This is a genomic window from Paenibacillus sp. T2-29, from assembly GCF_052921365.1.
In genome coordinates this window covers 104,880-126,030 of sequence record NZ_JBREVE010000012.1, presented here as the reverse complement: position 1 = coordinate 126,030, position 21,151 = coordinate 104,880, and the positions used below count along the sequence as shown (strand labels likewise).

Annotated in this window: 17 protein-coding genes and 3 pseudogenes; 5 read left to right on the top strand and 15 right to left on the bottom strand. The window is 45.3% G+C overall.

The genetic code is table 11. The features are described from left to right. Positions 1–18 precede the first annotated feature (18 nt). A complete protein-coding gene (locus ACU1JV_RS24600) occupies positions 19–2,214 on the bottom strand; it encodes an alpha-galactosidase (protein WP_413985562.1) in 2,196 nt (731 codons plus the stop codon). Between the two features lie 174 nt (positions 2,215–2,388). Between ACU1JV_RS24600 and ACU1JV_RS24595 the strand changes: the two genes are divergently transcribed. Further along, the gene (locus ACU1JV_RS24595; protein ID WP_090736916.1) at positions 2,389–3,210 is read left to right on the top strand and encodes an AraC family transcriptional regulator; all 822 of its coding nucleotides are present in this window, start codon (positions 2,389–2,391) and stop codon (positions 3,208–3,210) included. A 471-nt stretch (positions 3,211–3,681) separates the two neighbouring features. Then, the gene (locus tag ACU1JV_RS24590; RefSeq protein ID WP_413985561.1) at positions 3,682–4,674 is read left to right on the top strand and encodes a YiiG family protein; all 993 of its coding nucleotides are present in this window, start codon (positions 3,682–3,684) and stop codon (positions 4,672–4,674) included. Positions 4,675–4,705: 31 nt separating this feature from the next. Here the strand turns inward: ACU1JV_RS24590 and ACU1JV_RS24585 are convergent. Further along, positions 4,706–4,917, bottom strand: a pseudogene (locus ACU1JV_RS24585) (VOC family protein); the annotation flags it as partial. Between the two features lie 383 nt (positions 4,918–5,300). Between ACU1JV_RS24585 and ACU1JV_RS24580 the strand changes: the two are divergent. Beyond that, positions 5,301–5,387: pseudogene (locus ACU1JV_RS24580) on the top strand (hypothetical protein); the annotation flags it as partial. Here ACU1JV_RS24580 and ACU1JV_RS24575 read toward each other — a convergent pair. The 7 genes and pseudogenes from ACU1JV_RS24575 to acpS form a co-directional block, all read right to left on the bottom strand. After that, positions 5,350–5,493, bottom strand: coding sequence for a hypothetical protein (locus ACU1JV_RS24575; protein WP_413985560.1), 144 nt, complete (start codon positions 5,491–5,493; stop codon positions 5,350–5,352). The pseudogene ACU1JV_RS24580 and the gene ACU1JV_RS24575 overlap by 38 nt on opposite strands. Before the next feature lie 519 nt (positions 5,494–6,012). Continuing rightward, positions 6,013–6,249, bottom strand: a complete 237-nt coding sequence (locus ACU1JV_RS24570; protein ID WP_264217922.1) for a hypothetical protein — start codon at positions 6,247–6,249, stop codon at positions 6,013–6,015. 61 nt (positions 6,250–6,310) lie between these two features. Further along, entirely contained in the window at positions 6,311–7,432 is a 1,122-nt protein-coding gene (locus ACU1JV_RS24565) for a GerAB/ArcD/ProY family transporter (RefSeq protein ID WP_413985559.1), read from the bottom strand. Further along, positions 7,432–7,800: pseudogene (locus ACU1JV_RS24560) on the bottom strand (Ger(x)C family spore germination C-terminal domain-containing protein); the annotation flags it as partial. The gene ACU1JV_RS24565 and the pseudogene ACU1JV_RS24560, both read right to left, overlap by 1 nt. A gap of 33 nt (positions 7,801–7,833) precedes the next feature. Further along, positions 7,834–8,043, bottom strand: coding sequence for a hypothetical protein (locus tag ACU1JV_RS24555; protein WP_413985558.1), 210 nt, complete (start codon positions 8,041–8,043; stop codon positions 7,834–7,836). Positions 8,044–8,534: 491 nt separating this feature from the next. Beyond that, on the bottom strand, positions 8,535–9,767 hold the full coding sequence (gene mutY / locus ACU1JV_RS24550) for an A/G-specific adenine glycosylase (RefSeq protein ID WP_413985557.1): 1,233 nt from the start codon (positions 9,765–9,767) through the stop codon (positions 8,535–8,537). A 4-nt stretch (positions 9,768–9,771) separates the two neighbouring features. Beyond that, entirely contained in the window at positions 9,772–10,176 is a 405-nt protein-coding gene (acpS, locus tag ACU1JV_RS24545; RefSeq protein ID WP_013369392.1) for a holo-ACP synthase, read from the bottom strand. A gap of 182 nt (positions 10,177–10,358) precedes the next feature. Here acpS and ACU1JV_RS24540 point away from each other — a divergent pair, with 182 nt between their 5' ends. Continuing rightward, positions 10,359–11,186 carry an alpha/beta hydrolase family protein gene (locus ACU1JV_RS24540; RefSeq protein ID WP_058710687.1) on the top strand — a complete coding sequence of 276 codons (828 nt, stop codon included), beginning with the start codon at positions 10,359–10,361 and terminating at the stop codon, positions 11,184–11,186. Between the two features lie 91 nt (positions 11,187–11,277). On the opposite strand, the gene nadE is transcribed toward ACU1JV_RS24540, so the two are convergent. The 3 genes from nadE to ACU1JV_RS24525 all read right to left on the bottom strand — a co-directional run bounded on the left by nadE (position 11,278) and on the right by ACU1JV_RS24525 (position 14,505). Then, a complete protein-coding gene (nadE, locus tag ACU1JV_RS24535; RefSeq protein WP_013369390.1) occupies positions 11,278–12,087 on the bottom strand; it encodes an ammonia-dependent NAD(+) synthetase in 810 nt (269 codons plus the stop codon). A 101-nt stretch (positions 12,088–12,188) separates the two neighbouring features. Continuing rightward, positions 12,189–12,623, bottom strand: a complete 435-nt coding sequence (locus tag ACU1JV_RS24530; protein WP_058831241.1) for a BrxA/BrxB family bacilliredoxin — start codon at positions 12,621–12,623, stop codon at positions 12,189–12,191. A 142-nt stretch (positions 12,624–12,765) separates the two neighbouring features. After that, on the bottom strand, positions 12,766–14,505 hold the full coding sequence (locus ACU1JV_RS24525) for a two-component system sensor histidine kinase NtrB (protein WP_413985556.1): 1,740 nt from the start codon (positions 14,503–14,505) through the stop codon (positions 12,766–12,768). Between the two features lie 292 nt (positions 14,506–14,797). Between ACU1JV_RS24525 and ACU1JV_RS24520 the strand changes: the two genes are divergently transcribed. After that, positions 14,798–16,063, top strand: a complete 1,266-nt coding sequence (locus tag ACU1JV_RS24520; protein ID WP_413985555.1) for an NAD(P)/FAD-dependent oxidoreductase — start codon at positions 14,798–14,800, stop codon at positions 16,061–16,063. Positions 16,064–16,272: 209 nt separating this feature from the next. On the opposite strand, the gene ACU1JV_RS24515 is transcribed toward ACU1JV_RS24520, so the two are convergent. The 3 genes from ACU1JV_RS24515 to ACU1JV_RS24505 form a co-directional block, all read right to left on the bottom strand. Further along, the gene (locus ACU1JV_RS24515) at positions 16,273–17,943 is read right to left on the bottom strand and encodes a ribonuclease J (protein WP_013369385.1); all 1,671 of its coding nucleotides are present in this window, start codon (positions 17,941–17,943) and stop codon (positions 16,273–16,275) included. 169 nt (positions 17,944–18,112) lie between these two features. Beyond that, on the bottom strand, positions 18,113–19,543 hold the full coding sequence (locus tag ACU1JV_RS24510) for a YfcC family protein (RefSeq protein ID WP_413985554.1): 1,431 nt from the start codon (positions 19,541–19,543) through the stop codon (positions 18,113–18,115). A gap of 2 nt (positions 19,544–19,545) precedes the next feature. Continuing rightward, positions 19,546–21,129, bottom strand: a complete 1,584-nt coding sequence (locus tag ACU1JV_RS24505) for an amidohydrolase (RefSeq protein ID WP_013369383.1) — start codon at positions 21,127–21,129, stop codon at positions 19,546–19,548. Between the last annotated feature and the right edge of the window lie 22 nt (positions 21,130–21,151).

Genomic DNA, 21,151 nt, shown 5'->3' with positions numbered 1-21,151 from the left:
AAACCTCCTCTAGCTGAATCAGATGATGTCTTCTTTAACAAATCTCCAGAACAGACCTAAAAAGTCCTGCTTCACCCTGGTCAGCGTTATGCCTACATGCATTAATTCATCACCGCCAAACAGCTCACCAGTTTCTATATTTCTGTAAATGTAGTCTGGATTCAGACCTTTGAATTTTAACGTTTTAATCGCGGCAGCTGGTTGGGATAAAACCTTGAAATAGCTGGCCGCCATTTCCGTTTGATCTTCTGACACAAAGCTCCATGCGGCTTCATTTTCATCAAACGGATTAATAATTCTGTAAAAGTTTCCAAACTGAATGAGCGATCTCATTTCCTTATATAGAGCTATCTGCTTTTTCACCACTTCTTTTTCTTCAACAGTTAATGTCGTCAAATCCAGCTCATATCCTAAATTCCCGGCCATGGCGACATAACCTCTGGTCTCCAACGGAGTTATTCTTCCCACTTGATGGTTAGGTACCGTGGAGACGTGTGCGCCCATCGTAATCGGAGGGTAGACAAGACTTGTCCCCCATTGAATTTTCAGTCGGCAAATGGCATCCGTATTATCACTCGTCCAGGTCTGAGGCATGTAATAGAGCATACCGGCATCAAAACGGCCTCCTCCACTAGAACAGCTTTCGAATAAGACATGGGGAAACTTCGATGTAAGCTCTTCCATAATACTGTAGAGTCCCAGGATATAACGATGCGCCGTCTCCCTTTGTCTCTCAGGTAGCAAGGCGGCCGAACCCACATCTGTCATGTGACGATTCATGTCCCATTTTACATAAGTAATTGGAACGTTCGATAAAATATCGGAAACCGACTTAACGATGTACTCACACACTTCCTTCCTCGATAAATCCAACATAAGCTGATTTCTTCCCAGCGTATACGGACGGTCAGGGACATGGATACACCAATCGGGATGCCTTCTGTATAAATCACTGTCTATGGATACCATCTCAGGTTCAAACCACAAACCAAACTCCATACCCAGATTTCGAATGCGATTGGCAAGATCCGGCAATCCATCTGGAAGTTTGCGACGGTCCACCACCCAATCGCCTAATGAAGTATTGTCATCATCTCGTTTCCCAAACCACCCATCATCCAATACAAACAGCTCCACTCCTACACTTTGAGCTTCCTTCGCCAACTGCTCAATCTTGTCAGCATCAAAGTTAAAGTAGGTGGCTTCCCAGTTATTAATCAGGATCGGCCGTTCCTTGTCACGAAATGGTCCACGACATAATCTGTTCCTGTATAAATCATGATAAATTCTCGACATGCCGCCCAAGCCATTTTCGGTGTATACCATGACCACTTCAGGCGTTTGGAACGACTCCTCCGGTCCAAGCAGCCATGTGAAATCAAAAGGATTAATCCCCATCGTGACTCTAGTGTTCCGATAGGAATCTACCTGCGTCTGGGCCGTAAAGTTCCCGCTGTACACCAGATTAAAGGCGTATACTTCGCCCTGATCTTCATCTGTCCCTTCTCTTACAAGTGCCATAAAGGGTGCCTGATGAGGGCTGCTAGCGCCACGGCAGCTGTCTACCATTTGAATTCCGGGTAAAATTTTTCTCCTTGCTATATTTTTTTCATTGTTATGCGCACCGTACAAGGTAATGAGTTCATATTCATCATCTCGAAAATCCACACTGGCACTTAACGCTCTAAGCAGTTTTAGCTGCTGCTGGCCTTCATTATCAAAACGGACAGAACGGGTAATGACATCCCACTTTTGATATAGGCTATAGGATAGTACAATCTTTACATCAATTAATGGATCTTCAAGGATGATTTCCAGTGTTTCTACTTCGCCATCATCCTCCGCATACGTAGAAGGAAGCCCTTTCAATTTTGCTTTGCCTTGGTAAACCCGATGTTCTTTATACCGAAAATCTGTCACTGTAGAACCATTCTCCAATTGAAGCTGATACGCAGGAATCCTGAAATCACTATTTCCAAATGACGGATATTCCTGCGGGATGGTATCCAGTGAAAAAGCTCGATCCGCCCCATCCGGATTGGGTGAAAATCCTCTATCCATAAAGATGATTTTATTGCTTCCCCGATAGTTCTGAATTTTCTTTCCCCAATACAGATGGACTAAATAACCATCTTGTATAACCTGCATGACATAACTGGTATTGCTGCCTTGTAAATGGAATAAAAGCTTCTCTTTATCGATGATTATAGCCATAGTGACCCCCTTGTAGCGCCAATAGTAATATTTTCAAAAAGTATAAATTATGTTGTTTCCTTGTTTCTTACACCCTAATCATAATGGAATAGTTTTAATAATTATATGGAATAATGTAGACTCTATATGAAACGGTGTGATAATATGCAGAGATGAATTAAGAGGTGAAAACAAATGAGTTCGCATTTTTCCAATCATTCCTATAACAACTTGGATCTCAATCTATACACATGTGGCAAAGAAAGCTGTACCAGCAAACACTCTTATGGTCCAGCCATTCGAAGCGGGTATATGGTGCATTTTATTTTAAAAGGAAAAGGGATCTTTAAAGTCAACGATAAAATCTATCATTTGGAGAAAAACGATGCTTTCTTTATTGAGCCGAAGGTTCTAATTTACTACGAAGCGGATGAAGTCGACCCATGGGAATATGCCTGGATCGGTTTTAATGGGGTGCAAGCAAAAGAATATCTAAGCCGGACCTGTATCCATAGGGACAATCCCATTTTCCGGTTTGAAGCAGAGGGCAATCTTGCTCGCTGTATGGAAAGTATCGTCGTTTCTTCTACGCTGAAATCCAACAAAGACCTGTTGCTTACATCCAAGCTGTATGAATTCCTGTATCTGATGTTTGAACTTTATCCTAATCAGGAAGTCAACAATGAGGTAAGACAGCAGCGTTATATTAAAGAAGCGCTTCTCTTTATTCAACAAAACTATTCACACTTCATTACCGTAAGTGACATTGCCAAGTACATTTCAATTGACCGTTCGTATTTGCATCGTTTATTTAAACAGCAACTCAATAAGTCACCGCAGGAATTTTTATTGCATTTGAGGATTGAAAAATCTTGCTCCCTCTTAAAAAATACTTCCCTGAAAATCGGAGATATTGCTCGGTCTGTAGGGTATAAAGATGTACTCCTATTCTCTAAGATGTTCAAAACGGTCAACAAATTGACCCCATCCGAATACCGAAAAAATCACCAAAAATAACACGCTTTGACGTTCTACCTCGGCTGCCCATAATAAACCTCTTACGAACAAAGAGGTCAACCAGTAAAAACTGGCTGACCTCATAATACGAACGGACAGGATAGCTTGGTTGTTCGCGAAAAATAATAACTCCTTTAATTCCGGAGAGCCAGAGCGGCCGTAACAGCAGCTGGATCTCCACCGTACGTCTCAAGCTGATCGATTACGATTTATCATTAGGCCGGCCTTATCATTACTCATGTTATATCTTCTTTAAAGTGACGACAAAGAAATTTATAAAATTATGCTACTCAAGTCTCAAGACCCATTCACCAAATAATTTTAAAATTGATTAGATTATTTCACAATCAACATTAATATGCGGCGAAGAGGGAATTTAATCGACCAGAAGAGGGCAGTTGTTCTCTCTCCTATTCAGACACCTTACAAAAGAAAAGCACGTTAAATTACTCAGTCGGAGGAATCACTATTTTGAGAAAGCTATCATTTTTTATTGCCATTATCATGTTAGGTACAATGTTGTCCGCTTGTTCTGCCATTACATCCAACGTGGATCAAGCGCCTGCAGGCGTTACGTCCGGCGAGAGCAAAGAAATCGAAAAATACAATGCGTATGTGAGGCTGAATAACTTGATGACAGGCAGAATCAATGAGGTTCTGGTTCATTATTTCGAGAAGTTCGGAGGTGATACACAGCCTGTAATCGAGAAGAACTTCAGCTTCATCATGCTCGGCGTTGCTGAAACTGAGCGGGAAATTGTTGATAAAGCGAACGGCTATACCGCAAGCCAACCTGCTTTTGCGAACGCAGACCCCGTAGTGATCAAACTGACACCAGTCATCAATGATCTGTTGTCCGTCCTGGACGAAATGAAAGCCTACTACGATACAAAAGGCTACGTGGATGATGATTTCGCAAAAGGAAAACAGCTGCATACCAAGCTTGTAAGTGCCAATCTCGCTTACGAGACTGTCGCCAAACAATACTTCACGGCTTTGCAAAAATTGGGTAACGAGCAGCGTCTGGCTGAACTGCAAAAACTCAAGGATTCAGACCAGCAGATTAGGTATAATGCCTTGAAGTTTATGATAGATGCTGAGGCTACGGCCATTGAAATGGATGAGCAGGGAATCACCGCCGACAATGTGCTCCAGCTTGATATGACGAAGTTTAAAGCCAAATACGACATTATGACCGCAGATCTGAGTACGCTCATGACAATCTCAAAAGACAAGAAACGAGTTCAAAAAGAAGGGATTAACAGCTTCAGTATCGAGAGCTATGTTGATTCAGCCACTGAGGCAAAAGCGGCCGCTTCGAAAATCATTGAACGCATCAATAAGAAGGAACCTGTATCTGATTCTGATCTGAACGGCCAGTTCCTGAACACTACAGATGGCACACCTGAGAATTTCAATTATAAGCTAAGCAAGGCAGTCGAACGATATAATGAAATAAATTAAGCGTATCGTGGATAAGGCTGTAGCAACGATTCTAGGGAAAGAAAAGCAATGGTGGAGAGGTGAAGAGGTTAACAAGATTCGTCGGGATTGCGAAACAGAACGGCACGGTTCCCCCCATGGCATTGTGGTAGGTTCCTTTACCCACTCATCGACAAACGGCTTCAAGCGCTCGTAATATTCGGCATCGACATCGTGGACGTGGAACTCGAGGATGACAGTGTGATTGTCGGCCGCCACTGCCGAACATATACAAAAACACTACTGACAACAGTATGTAAGTAGCGTTTATGAAGAAACCATAGGGAAAGAGTGATATGACTGAACTAACAGGATACGTTAGTTCAATGGAACAGCGACAGTCTAGGACTTTATTTCGTATTATTAGGTCAACCAAAAATTTGGTTGGCCTATTTTAATAGGTGTTTTAAGATGACGATAGCCGGGAAGAACTAGGTGGTTTTAGGGAAATAAATAACCCCGTCAAGAAAACTGTTCTCCCACTATCACCAACGACCATGTTTGAGCTGGTTGGGGCATGCGATCCCGTATAACAAGCGAAGCTATGAGGTTGGAATCATCGTGGGCTCGTTTCATTTCTCATACGAGAAGAAATTGAACATCTCATTGTGAATCCCTTGCAATCTAAGCGAGCACGCGGGACTACGTTACGCAAAGTTAAAACAGATGCAGCAGACGCTTGGCACTTAGCTGAAATGTTCTACCGCGGCGATTTAAAGCCGCACCGGGCATGGGATGAAGCTCATACAAGCTTGCCTTCATGGTAAGGTCAAAAATGCCTCTCAATCTTTGTTTGAACATGCCAGGCTCTCTCACTCTAGGAAGTGGATTAACGATAGAGCAGAGCTGCTAGACATAGCGCTGAAGCAAAAAGCCAAGGTCAACCGAAGCATCTCTCAACATTACGTTTTAGAAGGAATGATTACCTTATTACTTGCTTTTCAGTCTCAACTCGAAATATTAGAGACACAAATGGAGGAAATTTCCGTAAATCAGCTTATACATACATATACGCCATACTTAGTAAAAACGAGCCCTGTTGTCTGTAAAATCACCATATTACCATATTAATCCAGGACTTTCTGTAGGAGCAGAGGGTTTAGTCATGCCTCTAAATGGGGTCCAGCCAATATTTTAACGAAAATATACGCTAAGGGAGCATAAAAAACGGGCTTTTCTTACTCTAAGTCGTTGTTACTATACATCATTAGCGGTCATCAGTATGCCGAAAAACGGTTCGTTACGTCCGCTAAGGTCATCAGGAACGACGAAAATGCATGTCCGATAAAGCTAAGCATAAAAACGGTCAAAATGTTGGCGCTACCCCTTATACCAAAACTGGTCCTCTATAAATTCTAAAGCATCCCGGTTTTGGACAGTAAACCGGGCACTCATAGAATGAATCGTGTTGATACGTTTACATAGATCATCCGGATTCCAGCGTGAGAGTAAGATCTTTGGATCACCACGCATGCCTCCAAGAGGATTCGCACGATAAATGCCTGAAAACGCCAGACGGTTGACCAAGAGCAGACTCCATGCAGCCTCGAACATCATCTATGTTCATATTTTCACCCCCCCTATTTATTGTCATTTTAGGGGTGAATGACCAATTACATTATGAACGTTCCCCATCTAGGTTTCCCCTTATACAGAAGATCATGGAAATGAGAAGAAGCACCAATGGTACTGCCGCGCATATGATCATTCCAAAATACCCCGTTACTGTATCAAAGTTATCTATTTGAATAAAATTTTGAGGATAGATGCTGACGGCAAATATGATAATTAACGGAAGATAAAAAATGTATCCGTTCCACTTTTGGGTGAGCTGGCTGATCCCGGCTACAAGATAGAAATAATAATTTGAGGCGGTCATGAAAATTTTGATTGTCCACAAAATGATAAAAAATATTTCAAACCGTTCCAGGAACGAACCGGGGAATTCAATTTGCTGCGCAAAAGAAACAACCGGCCATTGCAATCGGGAAACTTCTTCTACCGACATACAGCCAACGACCATCGTTACCATCATGACATACAAAGCCATTGCAATCGAGTAGCCGATCCCCCCCGCTTTCCATGCTTTTTGTGGATTGACCATAAAATTAGTTAATATGAGCATGGATTCAAAACCCAGCGTCGAAAAAGGTACAACTTTAAGAGATTTGAGGATCGGCCCCCACCCTTGATGGAAAACAGGGCGCAAATTATCAATGTCAAAATGATTGATATTGAGAATGATCAGCAATAAATAAACAATAAAGGTTAAGGGAAAGAAAAGCTCGACCAAGCGAACCATCGCATGAAGACCGCCCGAGGTCAAATAACCAATGAGCAGAAGAAACGGCAAGAGAATCATGCTTACCGGAGTTCTCTCCAATGCAAGGGCTTTGAGGAATTCTGCCATCATTCTGGATACAAGAGAGCAGATCATTACGCAATATACCATGAACGCAATATTGATGAAAAGGCTGATAAATTTACCTGCGATCACAGAATTGAGCTCATAGAACGTCTTCCCTGGAAATCGCCGACACAATTTCACGTTGATAAAAACGACGCCGACACCAAACAGACTTGCCAGCAAAAGCCCCTGCCACACGTCAGGAGTTTGCGTCTGTTCCGTGATGGTTCGTGGTAAACTGACAATTCCCACAGCGTACACGGTCGAAGTTACTGTTAATAGAGCTTGTATAGTAGAAATTTCATCCTGTTTCATGGAAGGTGTGTTGGGCATTACGCTCCCTCTCCTTTTGTATAAGCACCTGTTCGTTCAATCTGTACTTCAACCCGAACGTCGATCGGTATTTCACTGAATGTATCCTGCCAATTGTCTTTTACACGATCCCAGTAGGCGGGATAGTTCACTTTTACCTTTGAACCGAAGCCGGCTACGTCTGCTTTCATTTCTTTCTGGAGCTTGCTTAATGATTGGAGCACGATCTTTTTGATTTCATCTTGCACCGTTTCTTTAGCGGTTCGGATGAACAGTTCCTTCAAGAACTCCGAAGAAATAACCGAGTTTTCGTTTAGTTTGACAGCTGTTTTGATACGAACCGTGAATGAGAGAGCCTCCCCTTTGACGTGAGGGATAAGTTTGCTATGGGTATCCTCAACTTCATCCTGATAACACTTCTATCACACACGCCTCAAGATCTGTTCCTTCTTTCGCATTGATGTAAAAGCCGCCTGCTGTACCAATTCTTCCTTCAGTTGTTCCAGATTAACCTGAGAGCGGCCTTCACAGATTCCCGTTTGTCCCACATCCATTTTTTTGAAGACGACATCAGGAAGATGATCCAGGATCTTTTTTAGATGATCTAATTTCGCCTCGAGTAATCTTGCCATAACGATGACGGTCCCCCTTCAAAAAACTTAAATCATGATATACATGTAATATGTGTAAAATAGTGATAAATATTCATGGGGAAGAACAGGGGTCTATCGTGTTCGGCGATGAGTGGATACTAGAACCAGAGGGACTCTCTTTGAGTATCAGTAAGCAAAAAAACGAACACCAGATGGTGTCCGTTGTTATGGAGGCGAGGGTACTCTCGTCGAGCGATTCCGTGAAGCTAATCCCTTTTAGTTGCTCATTAAATTCCCGAATTGTTCTGTCGTTCCGTTTGGTTCAACAGTAGGATTTCTGTTTAATGCAATTGGCAAACATTTTGATTTTTGGCGAGTAACACAATCACAAAAGATGCATCCTTTTCAACCTAGCCTAGTCTTTCGACTTGCGGGTCACTGCTTTTTTGAGTGGGAGTCAAATAAATGGAATTTGATACTCGACCTATTAGACGATCCTTTATTTTTTGCTGACAGTTATATTATTAACATCAGTTCTCTTTTTGCTTTGCATAATATTCGTTGATCAGATCAAGGAACACCTTGGGAAACGCCAAGGTGGACATATCTGCTCCGCTGATCCAGCGGTACCCCGCCGGCAGCGCATTATGTGCGTGCTCCACCTGCTCAGCCAGCGCAATCAACGCACCTGGCTTCGCCGCGGCGCTGTAGCTGGCCCGCTGCTCGGCAGCCAGCGGCTGTTCGCCCGCCTCCCCGGCAGGGACGGCGACCTCTTCATACTGGAACACACGCAGGTTCCAGTGAATGTGGCTGAACGTGTGCTCTGCCTCACGTACGAACCGCACCGGGCGAGCATGCACGCCCTCTGCCAACAAATGAGCTGCCAGGTGATCCATGGCTGGCTCATCCGGCACCGGACCGTTGTAGCCCTCCGGCCCGGCAAGCTCGTGCGGCAGCTCCCACATACGGGCCAACAGGCCCTTGGCCGGGCGCTGGCGCACAAGCAGGCGGCCTGCGTTGGCACCGCTACCCTCGATAAGGGCGACGGAGCGAGGCTCCAGCCGCGGCGGCTTCGCTTTTGTTTTGACTGGCAGCGTCTCCTCGCGGCCTGCCAGCCTGCCCGAGCAATGCTCCATGACCGGACAGGTCAGACAATGAGGCGACTTTGGCGTGCAGACCAGCGCCCCCAGCTCCATCAGCGCCTGATTAAAATCGGAGGCTCTTCCTTCGGGAATCAGCTCCCTGACCAGACTTTCCATATGCGCTCGCGTGCTGCCCTTCATGATATCCTCTTCAATGAGAAAATAACGCGACAGCACACGCATCACATTCCCGTCTACAGCAGGCTCTGGCCGATTAAAGGCAATGCTCATAATCGCCCCCGTCGTATACGGACCTACTCCTTTCAGTGCAGCAACAGCCTGCGTATCATCTGGCACCTGCCCACCGTGAAGCTCAACTACCTGTTTCGCCGCCGTTTGCAAATTCCGGGCCCGCGAATAATACCCCAGCCCTTCCCACAGCTTGAGAACATCCTCCTCGGGCGCTTCCGCCAGCGCTTCAATCGTCGGAAAACGTGCAATAAAGCGATTAAAATACGGAATGACCGTATCGACACGTGTCTGCTGAAGCATAATTTCCGAAATCCAGATATAAAAAGGATTGCGATGGCGGCGCCACGGCAAGTCGCGTTTGTTACGTGTATACCAATTCAACAGTTCAAAACTGAAGTAACGCTTTTGTTCCAATGTATTTGTAGTCATCACATCACGTCTCCTTATATTCGACAATCACAAAAGCAGAGGCAATGTTAGGCTGATGTGTAATACTCAAGTGAATGCTGTAATTCGAGTCACCCGTATTCGGTAATCTCAGTCGATCCCACGCAGACGAAGACAAATAAACTACGGGCTTCCCCCCCGGTTCAGGTAAAATTTCCATATCGCTGAACCCGATGATTTGTCCAATTCCACAGCCAAAGGCTTTCGTTATGGCTTCCTTGGCAGCAAAGCGCCCTGCTACGAACTCCGCTAGCCTTCCCTTGCGTTCCACTGCAAGCTCGCGTTCTGCCGGGGTCAACACCCGATTCAAAAATGCATCTGCATATTTACCTGCCAAAATATGAGCCATACGGCTTATTTCCAGCACATCATGTCCAATTCCGTAGATCATTTGGGTATTCCCCGCCCTTTTTTTACTTTACTGGATCTATTGTAACAGTGCGTCCACACCCTGGCGAGTCGTAAAGGCGTAAAAGCGTCACCAAAATATGTTAAAATGAGAGAGGCAATCAGTGAATGCTTTAAATTCGCGGATATGCCGGTTAAAAAACTCCCGTAGAAAGGAAGGATAGGATGTCAGAAACGATTGTGGTTGAAGCTGGTACTGATGCAGGAACAGATGCGGTGATCCGGGCCTCATGGTTTCCCGCTAAAAATACGGCCAAGAGCCTGCTCATCATCGCTCATGGCTACAAAGGATTTAAGGATTGGGGTATGTTCCCCTTTATTGCAGAAGCATTGAGTATGGATAACCACGTAGTAACCTTCAATTTTTCACATAATGGCATAGGTGAGGATCTGGAGAATTTTACCGAGCTGGAAAAGTTCGCACGCAACACCTATAGCCGCGAACAAGAGGATTTGGAACTATTGCTGTCCAATTTGAGATCACGCCATGAATTCAGAGAATTGCCGTTGTTTCTGTTAGGACATAGCCGAGGTGCGGGAAGCTGCTTTGTATATGCACTAGATCATCCCGGCGAGATTGCTGGCGTCATTTCATGGAATGGCGTAACCAATCTTGATCTGTTTACTTTACCACAAAAAGAAGAAATGCGTGCCAAGGGACGCAGCTATGTGCAGAACGCCAGAACCGGGCAACAGCTTCCGCTTGATGCTATCATTCTGGACGACCTGGAGCACAATCGCGAGCGTTTTGCCATTGTAGACAGGCTTGCCAATAGCCAGCTCCCAGCTGTACTTATCCAGGGAACCGAAGACTCCAAACGTCTACGGGAAGGCTCTGCCCAGCTCACCTCCGTTCGTCCCGACATCGAGTGGGTACAAATTCAAGGCGGCAATCATACCTTTAACACCGTTCATCCATTCCAGGGAGGCAGTCTTCAACTGGATCAGGCAATTACCGAAACCCGCCGCTTCATTGACCGGATCACTAATTAGGCAGTAGCCCCCTCAATACAAACGGCGATCCGCCGGGCGGATCGCCGCATTTATTTAGCTTAGCATTTTACAATTCCAAAATGATTAATGCTTACACTCCCGGAATGCTTGTCCGCTTATGTGCTGTACGTGTAAAATAGCTTTCCAGCTTTTCGCGGGCCGCCGGGTCAATTTCTTTGCCCTCCAGGTAGTCGCTGTTTGCTTCGTAGGAGATTCCCAGTTCCTTTTCATCCGTCTGGCCTTCCCACAATCCTGCTGTAGGCGCTTTGTCCAAAATAGCCTGCGGAACTCCAAGATAGCTGGCCAGCAAACGCACCTGACGTTTGTTGAGAGTGCTGAGCGGTGTAATATCGACCGCACCATCACCCCATTTGGTATAAAAGCCTGTAATGGCTTCTGAAGCGTGATCTGTACCCACGACGAGCAGGTTCAGTTCATTCGCAAGTGCGTACTGAACCACCATACGTGTTCTTGCCTTTACATTTCCTCTCACTTGCGGAGTAATGGAACGTTCCAGACCGATATCCTTTAATGTGTGCTCTACTTCCACGGCAATCGTATCCACGGCTTCCTTAATGTTCGTTTCCCCGGCATATTTCAGGTTGAACGCTTTAGCCACCGCGTAGCTATGCTCGATATCTTCCTGTTGACCATAGGGCTGGAATACACCCAGTGTTTTGTATTCTTGCCCTTGCTCCTGTGTCAACTCATCTGTAGCCTGCTTGCACAAGGCGGCTGCTACGGCACTGTCAATCCCGCCACTGATGGCGATCAACAGCCCTTTGCTTCCTGTTTTTGTTACGTACGACTTGAGGAAATCCACACGCTTGCGGACCTCCGCCTCTACGTTGATCGTAGGCTGTACTCCCAATTCAGCAATAATCTGTTCCTGCAAACTCATCAGATAAGCACCTCTTTTTTAGGAATTTCCTTCACAAGCCAACACGCAAAAGCCCCGGCAAATTTCGCAGGCGAAAAATGCGGGGCATAGCTTGAGCAGTCTTACCGGCAAAAACGGTCAAATGCACTGGTCAAATCAGCAGAAATCTGATCTGCCGAACGATCTTCGATCTGATGACGCTCGATGAAGTGAACCAGTTCGCCGTCTTTCAGCAGCGCGATCGAAGGGGAAGATGGCGGATACGGCGCGAAAAATTCGCGAGCCTTCGCCGTTGCTTCCTTATCCTGTCCCGCAAAAACCGTATACAAATGATCCGGCGTAATATCATGCTTCAGCGCTTCAGCTATACCCGGGCGGCATTGGCCTGCGGCACAACCGCATACCGAGTTCACAACCACCAGCACTGTACCTTTAGCATCAGGCAGCTTAGCCTCCACATCTTCAGAAGTACGCAGTTCCTGAATCCCAAGATTCGTCAGTTCATCGCGCATAGGCTGAACTGAATCTCTCATATATTGATCGAAAGACATAGACATATTCTTTCACTCCTTTTCACTAAATCATGTATACTACGTTTCTAATTTCATCCTTTGCCGTAGTAAAGGCATGGACATCTAAAGCCCATTATACAATCTTTTTCACGTAATTTGCAAAAAATCCGGTTACATCTTTGCACAATTATTTCTGTATCGAATTTATGACAGGAGGCTCAGAATGCTCCTGATAAGTCGGAATGGTCCTGCGCAAACGAACTTTAAACTGTGTGCCCATTCCCTCCACCGAATCTACGGCAATCGTACCGTGATGACGCTCCACTATACTTTGACATAAGGCCAGACCCAAACCTGTACCTTTCGTTTTGGTTGTGTAAAAAGGCTGGAACAGCTTTTCAAGCTGTTTTGGCGGAATTCCCGGACCTGTATCCCTCACTTCCAGTTCGACAAAATCCTCTTCTTCATGAGTAGAAATGGTCAGCACACCCTTTTCCCCCATAGCTTCCATCGCATTACGCGATAAGTTAAGCAGCAATTGCTTGATTTCCTTAGGATTCAGATGCAGCATCGTTACATGATCCTCCAGTTTTAACTCAATCGTCTGTCCCCTCAGGTTCGCATCTGCCCACAAAAGAGGTGTTAGTTCACGAATGATATCATGCAGATGACACTGCTCCTTCTCGACAATCCGATTCTGGGCCAGGGAAAGAAAATCATTAATAATCCCGTTCGCCCGATCCAGCTCCTCCATCACGATGCGGTAATAATGACTTAGAGAATCAGGACTCTTCTCGCGCATAAGCTGTAAAAACCCGCGCACAACCGCCATCGGATTACGTATTTCATGAGTAATGCCCGCTGCCATTTGTCCGACCAGACTGAGCCTCTCGAAATTGCCCAACTCACTGCGCAGCGTCTCCAGCTCTGTGATGTCCTGCAAGGCGATAATGACACCTGTCGTTTGATTGATATGTTTATCTCGAATAGGAAGGAAACTGGAGAAGAATACTTTGGGAGATACATTTATAAAATCAGCGCCTGCTTCTCCTTCCAATGCTTTCGCAACTCGTTCGTTGACTACAGGCGAAGCGCTAAAAACGTACAACGAGTTTAAAGGACGGCCTACAACCTCAGGCAGCGTAATATAGGGATCGAAGTCCCGGTAGAGCTCCAGCATCGTTTTGTTCATATGTATAACTCGTTCTTCGCTGTCCAAAGTAACAAGAGATAACGGCATCAAATCCATGACTTGACGCAGCTTATCCACTTCGATTAAATATTTGCTCGTAAACTCAGTTACATCTCGCCGCAACGTCAGTTTCTCAAAGGAATTATGCATCAGACTTACGACCGTAAAACTTGCCAACACACCTACAGCAACATTCCAAAACGTTGTAAGCAGATCAGGAATGTATACTGAAATGTTCTGTTTGCCCCACAATAGCGGTAATAATGCCTTAAGCAGCATATCAGCCACAACATATGTGAAAATTACGAGCTTTTTGTCCAACAATGTTCCTCTTTGAAAAAACTTGACATGCAGTAGCATAAAAGGAAAAAGGATAAAAGCAGTGCCCACATACATTGGGGACATTTCTATCGACTGCGCTATAATTAGAACACCCGTCAATGCAGAAGCAGCGAGAACAAAGGAAGTGCGACGTGTACCATACATGACGCCTACAGCAAGGGGAATAATACCGAGATTGGAAGGTAGGCCATATGGAGGCTGGTATTGAAAGAGCGAACATAGCAATATAGCTGGCAAGCAACACAGATAAAGTATTCCTTGATGAGGTCCGGGAAGCAGATTGCCTGCCCAAACCTTTTTCTTGTCCCCATAATCCGTTAATATAGAGAAAAAACCCGCCGATATAACGGCAAGGAGAACTTGGAGCACACTTTCCTTCAACGCAATTAACAAGGACTTCTCCCCCTCATCATCTTTCCTTGACGCCGTTAGTTGAATTAAAGCACAGGCTACAATATATTACAATATATGTGTTAAAATCCCGGTGTAGAACGACAAATTCTGCTAAATACCGGATATATATTAGAGGATCGTTTTTACGGTTTTTATACTTCTGTAAAATAAGAGATATACGCAACTACTGTGCTCAATGTCTATCTAAAGAGACGGTATTACGATATGATGGAAAATCTGTTACGCTATTCTGAATTTTTTTGAAAATTTGTCGACGAAAAGGAAGAGGTCTATGACTTACGACGTTATTGTGATCGGAGGCGGCTCAGCCGGCTTAATGGCAGCGGCTGCTGCCAGTGGCGAAGGCGCCAAGGTGCTTTTAGTGGAAAAGGGAAATAAACTTGGACGAAAGCTGGGGATCTCCGGCGGAGGTCGCTGCAATGTCACCAATGCAAAAGAGCTGGATGAACTTATTCGCCACATTCCCGGCAATGGTCGTTTTCTGCACAGTGCCCTGGCTGCTTTCGGCAATCGGGATATCATCGCCTTCTTTGAACAACTAGGTATAGCCTTAAAGGAAGAAGACAACGGGCGTATGTTTCCAGTAACGGACAAAGCCAAAACGGTCGTCGATGCTTTGATTAATAAGGTACGCTCTCAAGGAGTCGAGATTCGGACAAGCTGCCCTGTTCAAGAGGTGATTTACAAAGAAGGTCATACAGCTGGTGTGCGGCTGCGTTCCGGTGAAATGCTGCGTAGCCGTAACGTCATTGTCGCTGTCGGTGGCAAGTCCGTCCCGCACACAGGCTCGGAAGGTGACGGCTATGCATGGGCAGAGCAAGCTGGGCATACCATTACAGAACTATATCCAACAGAGGTCCCGCTAACGTCAGGCGAGACGTTCATCCAGACAAAAGAGCTTCAGGGGCTCTCCTTACGAAACATCAGCCTGACCGTATGGAATGCAAAACAAAAGAAGGTTGTCGTTCATGAAGGAGATATGATTTTCACGCATTTTGGTTTGTCTGGTCCAACCGCTTTGCGTTGCAGTCAGTTTATCGTCAAGGGAATGAAAAAGGATAAGGTAAACACAGTATTGTTAACTCTCGATTTACTGCCTCACAAACATGCTGATGAAGTCTACAGGGAGACGCTGGAACTAGCATCGGTCGATGCTAAAAAGGCGATCAAAAACGTGCTTAAGCCTTATTTACCGGAACGCATGATTCCGTTGTTGCTTCAGCAAGCTGAACTGCGTGAAGATTTGACCTATGATCATATTCCCAAGCAGCAATGGCAAGAACTCGCCCATCGAATCAAGGCGTTTCCCATTCGTGTGAATGGAACTCTCTCCCTGAAGGAAGCATTTGTTACCGGGGGCGGTGTGAACTTGAAGGAAATTAATCCGAAAACGATGGAGTCCAAGCTGATGCCTGGATTGTTTTTCTGCGGTGAGATTCTGGATATTCACGGCTACACTGGAGGTTATAATATTACAGCGGCGTTTACGACAGGGCATACAGCAGGAACGCAAGCGGCTTTAAACGAGATGCTGTAGGAGTGGGAGGCACTACGCGTAGGCTTTGATCTTACGATCGCTGGCCCTTCTCCAGATTCAAATCCTCCGCTTCGCTACAAACGCTATCACAGCCGCATTTTTGGAAAAAAGAAGAAAAAGACTTAAATCAGTTGTATTACTGATTTAAGTCTTTTTTGATTAATCGCGTATTGAACAATATTCATTTGTCTGACAGTTATCGGCTATTTCTAAACCTCAATAATGATAGGTAAAATCATAGGTCTTCTCTTGGTTTGGCTGTAAATAAACTGACCCACATTATCCTTTAACATCTGCTTAATCAAGCCCCACTGACTCATTTCGATTTCTGTTAACTCGTTCACTGTGGCCATAATCGTGTCGCGAATCTGATTCATCAGCTCTTCGGAATCCTTAACAAATACAAAGCCTCTTGATATGACTTCTGGCGTTGCAAGCATTTGCTTCTCGTTTTTGCTCAAAGTCATCACAATAATCAGCATTCCGTCTGAGGCAAGTTTTTTACGGTCCCGCAGTACAATATTGCCCACATCACCAGTTACCAGCCCGTCTACCAGGCTATTGCCGGATGGTACTTTGGGACCCAGGGATGCCCTTCCCTCTGCGATTTGAATTGTCTCACCGTTCTGGACAATAAATACGTTTTCCATAGGAATACCGACTGATTCTGCTAGCTGACGATGCTGATGCAGCATTCTGAATTCACCATGTATAGGAATTAAATACTGGGGTTTCATCAGGGTCATCATTAACTTTAACTCTTCTTGGCTGCCATGACCGGATACGTGCATCCCCGTAGCGCTGCCTGATCCATAAATAACGTTAGCGCCCAGTACGTACAGGTTATCGATAACTTGGGAAAGATTTCGCTCATTTCCCGGTATCGCTCCCGCAGCAATGATGACGGTATCCCCAGGCAATATTTCGATTTTGGGATGCAGGGAATTAGCTAAACGGGACAATGCAGCCATCGGTTCACCCTGACTTCCTGTACATAAAACTGCAATTTTTTCTGCAGGATACCGCTCCGTTTCTCCAGCCTCAATCAACAAATCCTCGGGCATGTGCAAGAAGCCCAACTCTTTAGCCACCGTTACCACATTTACCATGCTGCGTCCGAGTAAGACCAGTTTGCGGCCTGTTTCCACTGCAGCGTCAATGACCTGCTGGACACGATTCACATTGGAAGCGAACGTGGAGATAAATACCTGCTGCTTGGCTCGAGCGAATGCATCCAGAATGTGCCCGCCAACCAAGCGTTCTGAAGGCGTAAATCCTGGTCTTTCCGCATTCGTACTTTCGGAGAGAAGCACCTTAACTCCTTTCTTTCCGATTTCAGCCATGCGATGAAGATCCGGAAAAGGTCCGCTGACAGGAGACATATCAAATTTGAAATCCCCGGTATGGACCACATTTCCTTCCGGTGTCTGAAAAAAAACACCCAGGCAATCTGGGATACTGTGGACAGTAGTGAAAAAGGATGTCTGAATCTTCCCCACATCAATGGTAGAATCCGCATCTATAAGATGAAGCTCGGCATCACGTAAAAGATTATGTTCCTTTAGCTTAATCTTAATTAATTCGATGGTGAGCTTTGTCCCGAATACCGGAATGTTGATCTGCTTCAGTAAATAAGGAATGCCCCCGATGTGATCCTCATGTCCATGGGTTACAATGAGCGCTCTAACTTTATCCTGATTCTCCAGCAGATAGGTGACATCCGGTACAATGAGGTCAATACCAGGCAAATTTTCATTAGGAAACTTGGAGCCACAATCAATGACGACAATATCCTGATCGTATTGGATGAAATACATATTTTTCCCAATCTCATTAACACCGCCTAGAGCAGCAATGAGTAATCTGTTATCAGCAAGCATCAAGTTTATTTCCTCCTTAGGAAAATGCTATCCATATTATTTATTTTCCGCGTAAACTTATGCACCATATTGGGAAAGAAATGAGTAGCCTTCCTACATAAGAGGACTTGTTTCACAAATACAAAAAGAAACCCTTGTCTCTAACAGACAGGGGCCCTCACTTGATTGATTACATACCCACCGCAGCCGATATCGCAGCAAAAATAGCAGCAATCAGCCAGAGGATGGGGAATAGTTTGAAGATTACCTTCAGCCACTGTCCAAAGCTGATCCGGGCAATGGCCAATCCTGCCAGCAGCACTCCACCTGTCGGTGAAATGAGATTAGTTAACCCGTTACCAAATTGGTACGCTGTGACTACGGCTTCACGATTAATGCCTACAAGATCGCCAAGCGGTGCAAGTACAGGCATGGTTAGTGCAGCTTCCCCCGAAGAAGAGGGAACGAGGAAAGTAATGATATTATGCGCAAGCAACATAATAGTCGTGAATAAATAACTTGGCAAACCTTCCAGGACGCTTGCAAGTGCATTCAATACGGTATCAATAATCATCCCCTGTTCTGCGATAATCAGAATTCCGCGGGCGAGGCCTATGATCACCGCGGCGTAGATAAATTCTCCGCATCCTTTTACAAAATTCTCAGCTATCTCCTTCTGATTCATTTTGGTGACAACCCCAACAAAAATACCAAGGGCAAAGAAAAGGGCGCCGATCTCAGTCATATACCAGCCTTTGACCAAAATTCCCCAGACAATCGCTCCAAGCGTTACAATAAATCCACCTATAATTAATTTGTCCCGGAATGTGAAGACGACGTCCTCGCCTGTGCTTTCCTTAATAAATTGCTCGCGGTTTATAATATCACTTTGAAACACGAGGGATTTCTCCGGATTTCGCTTCACCCGGTGCGCATACCACATCGTAAAAGCAATAGAAATCATCGTAAATACAAGCCATTCGATAAATCTCAGCCAGAGCTGAGGATTCCCCTCCACTCCTGCGATTCCCTGGGCAATCAACACTGAAAATGGATTGACAGTCGAACCAACATAGCCAATTTGCGTTCCCAGAAATAAAATAAGAATCGCTGTCATAGAGTCGAAACCCAAGGCAAACATCAACGGAATGAAAATCGCATAAAGTGGAATAATTTCTTCACTCATCCCAAAGGTAGAACCTCCGAGACTGAAGATAACCATAGCAATGGGAATAAGCAAAATCCCTTTATTCTTCAACCGCCTGGCAAGAGCTGTCAGCGCACGATCAATGGCGCCTGTCTGCAGAATAATACCGAAGGAGCCGCCTACAATAAGAACAAAAGAGACGACATCGGCGGCATTGATAATCCCCTCAATAGGAGCGCTAAGGATCTGAGGGATTCCCTGTCTTAAATCGCCGTTCTCCCCTGTTTTGGGTACAGAGTGATAGGTTCCTGAAACGATTGCCGTTTTGGTCACACCGTTCACTGTCACTTCATGACGCTCAAATTGACCGCTGGGTACAACCCATGTCAACGCGGCGACTGTAATAATAATCAAGAATATTAAGGTATAACTATGGGGCAAGGATAATTTCCATTTCTTATTCGTGATGTTCATGTTTATCCCTCATTCCAAGAATGGTTATACGTAACCTTCCCTCCCATAATGGTCAATATCACTTGGGCATCCCTGATGTCACCAGCGGATGCATTAAGGAGGTCGCGATCAAAAACGGCGATGTCAGCATATTTTCCAGCCTCCAGCGTACCTGTAACCTCTTCCATATAACAATGTTTGGCTCCATTAATGGTCCATGCCTTTAAAACTTCGGATGCCGGCATTCCTTGGTCAGGATACCAGCCTCCAGCAGGTGAGCCATCCGGGAATAATCGGTGAGAGGCCGCATACAGCGAATCGGGGACACTGGTGATAAATAAAGGCAAATCAGTACCTATAGTGATCGGCACGTTAGCTTCCAGCATGGACTTATAATTATAAAAACGGTTTTCATTCTCTTTGCCTGCCACAGCAGACATATAAGCCTCTTCGTAAGAGGGATTTAGCAGCAAAATCTGAGCATAGACCTCGGCAAAAATTTCGTTTTCTCCCATTCTGTTCAGGTCATCTGGATGAGGATACTCCAGATCACTGATCGAATGTCTGATAAGGTGATTGCCTTGCTGCGCGCGGCATTTTTCAATCATGGATACTGCTTGGCGAATCGCAGCATCGCCTTCTGCAGTTAGGCAGCATTTGATCCCCTGGCTGTCCGCTTCCAGAACTGAGGCTTCAATTTTTTCGTAATCGACCGCCCTCAAATTCGTGACTCCAGGCATATCTGCGTAAGGCTCCAACATATCCCCTGTATGATCGGCTACGACGCCGTCAAGCATCAGCTTGTAGCCTTGAAAACGAATAAGGTCTCCATGATAAAGTGCCTTATACTTGATACCAATACTTATATCAAACGGTTCGACAACCGGTTCCAGCGAGAAATGAAACCGGAGTGGAAGTTCACCTGTTTCTTTCAATTCCTCTAGAATTGGAAGCAGCTCGCTATGCCGGTCAAAGCCAATATCTTTTATAGAAGTAACCCCTCGTGCAGCCAGCAGTCGGCAAAATTCCATAAACTCTTGTTGGACAAGGCTGCGGTCCTGCATCATAGCTTGGAGCAGTAAAGCGCGTGCTTCGGCACTGCATTGATCTGGCGAAAATTGATATCTCTCCTCAGCCAATCGATTCATCCAGCAGTAACTTTTATTTTGGTTGATGGCGATGACCGCCCGATCGGGAAACAATCCATCCAACAAGCTTGGCTCAGGCAGCTCACCCCATTTTTCCTCGCTCCAACCGTAAGCGGTTACATCTTTTCCTGATGGAAGGTGGTTTGCCTCTTGCAGCAGTAGTTGCACTGCTTCTTCACTTGAGGCTGTATGCGTCAGATCCACGCCCCGATGCATTGACATATATCCGGTGAAAAATACATGGTTGTCATGAATTCCCGGCATGATAAAGGCATCGCCCAGATCATAGACAACCGTTTCCGATCCTATCCAGGCTTGTGCCTCTTCCGGATGCCCCACTGCTGCAATACGTTCTCCTCGCACTGCAATAAACCCGGGCGAAGCTTCATTTTCCAATCCATTAAAAATAGCATTGGAGAGTAATACTTTGTCTGCTAATGTATCTTTCATCCCTTGCATAGTTTCACCACCTCATGATTGA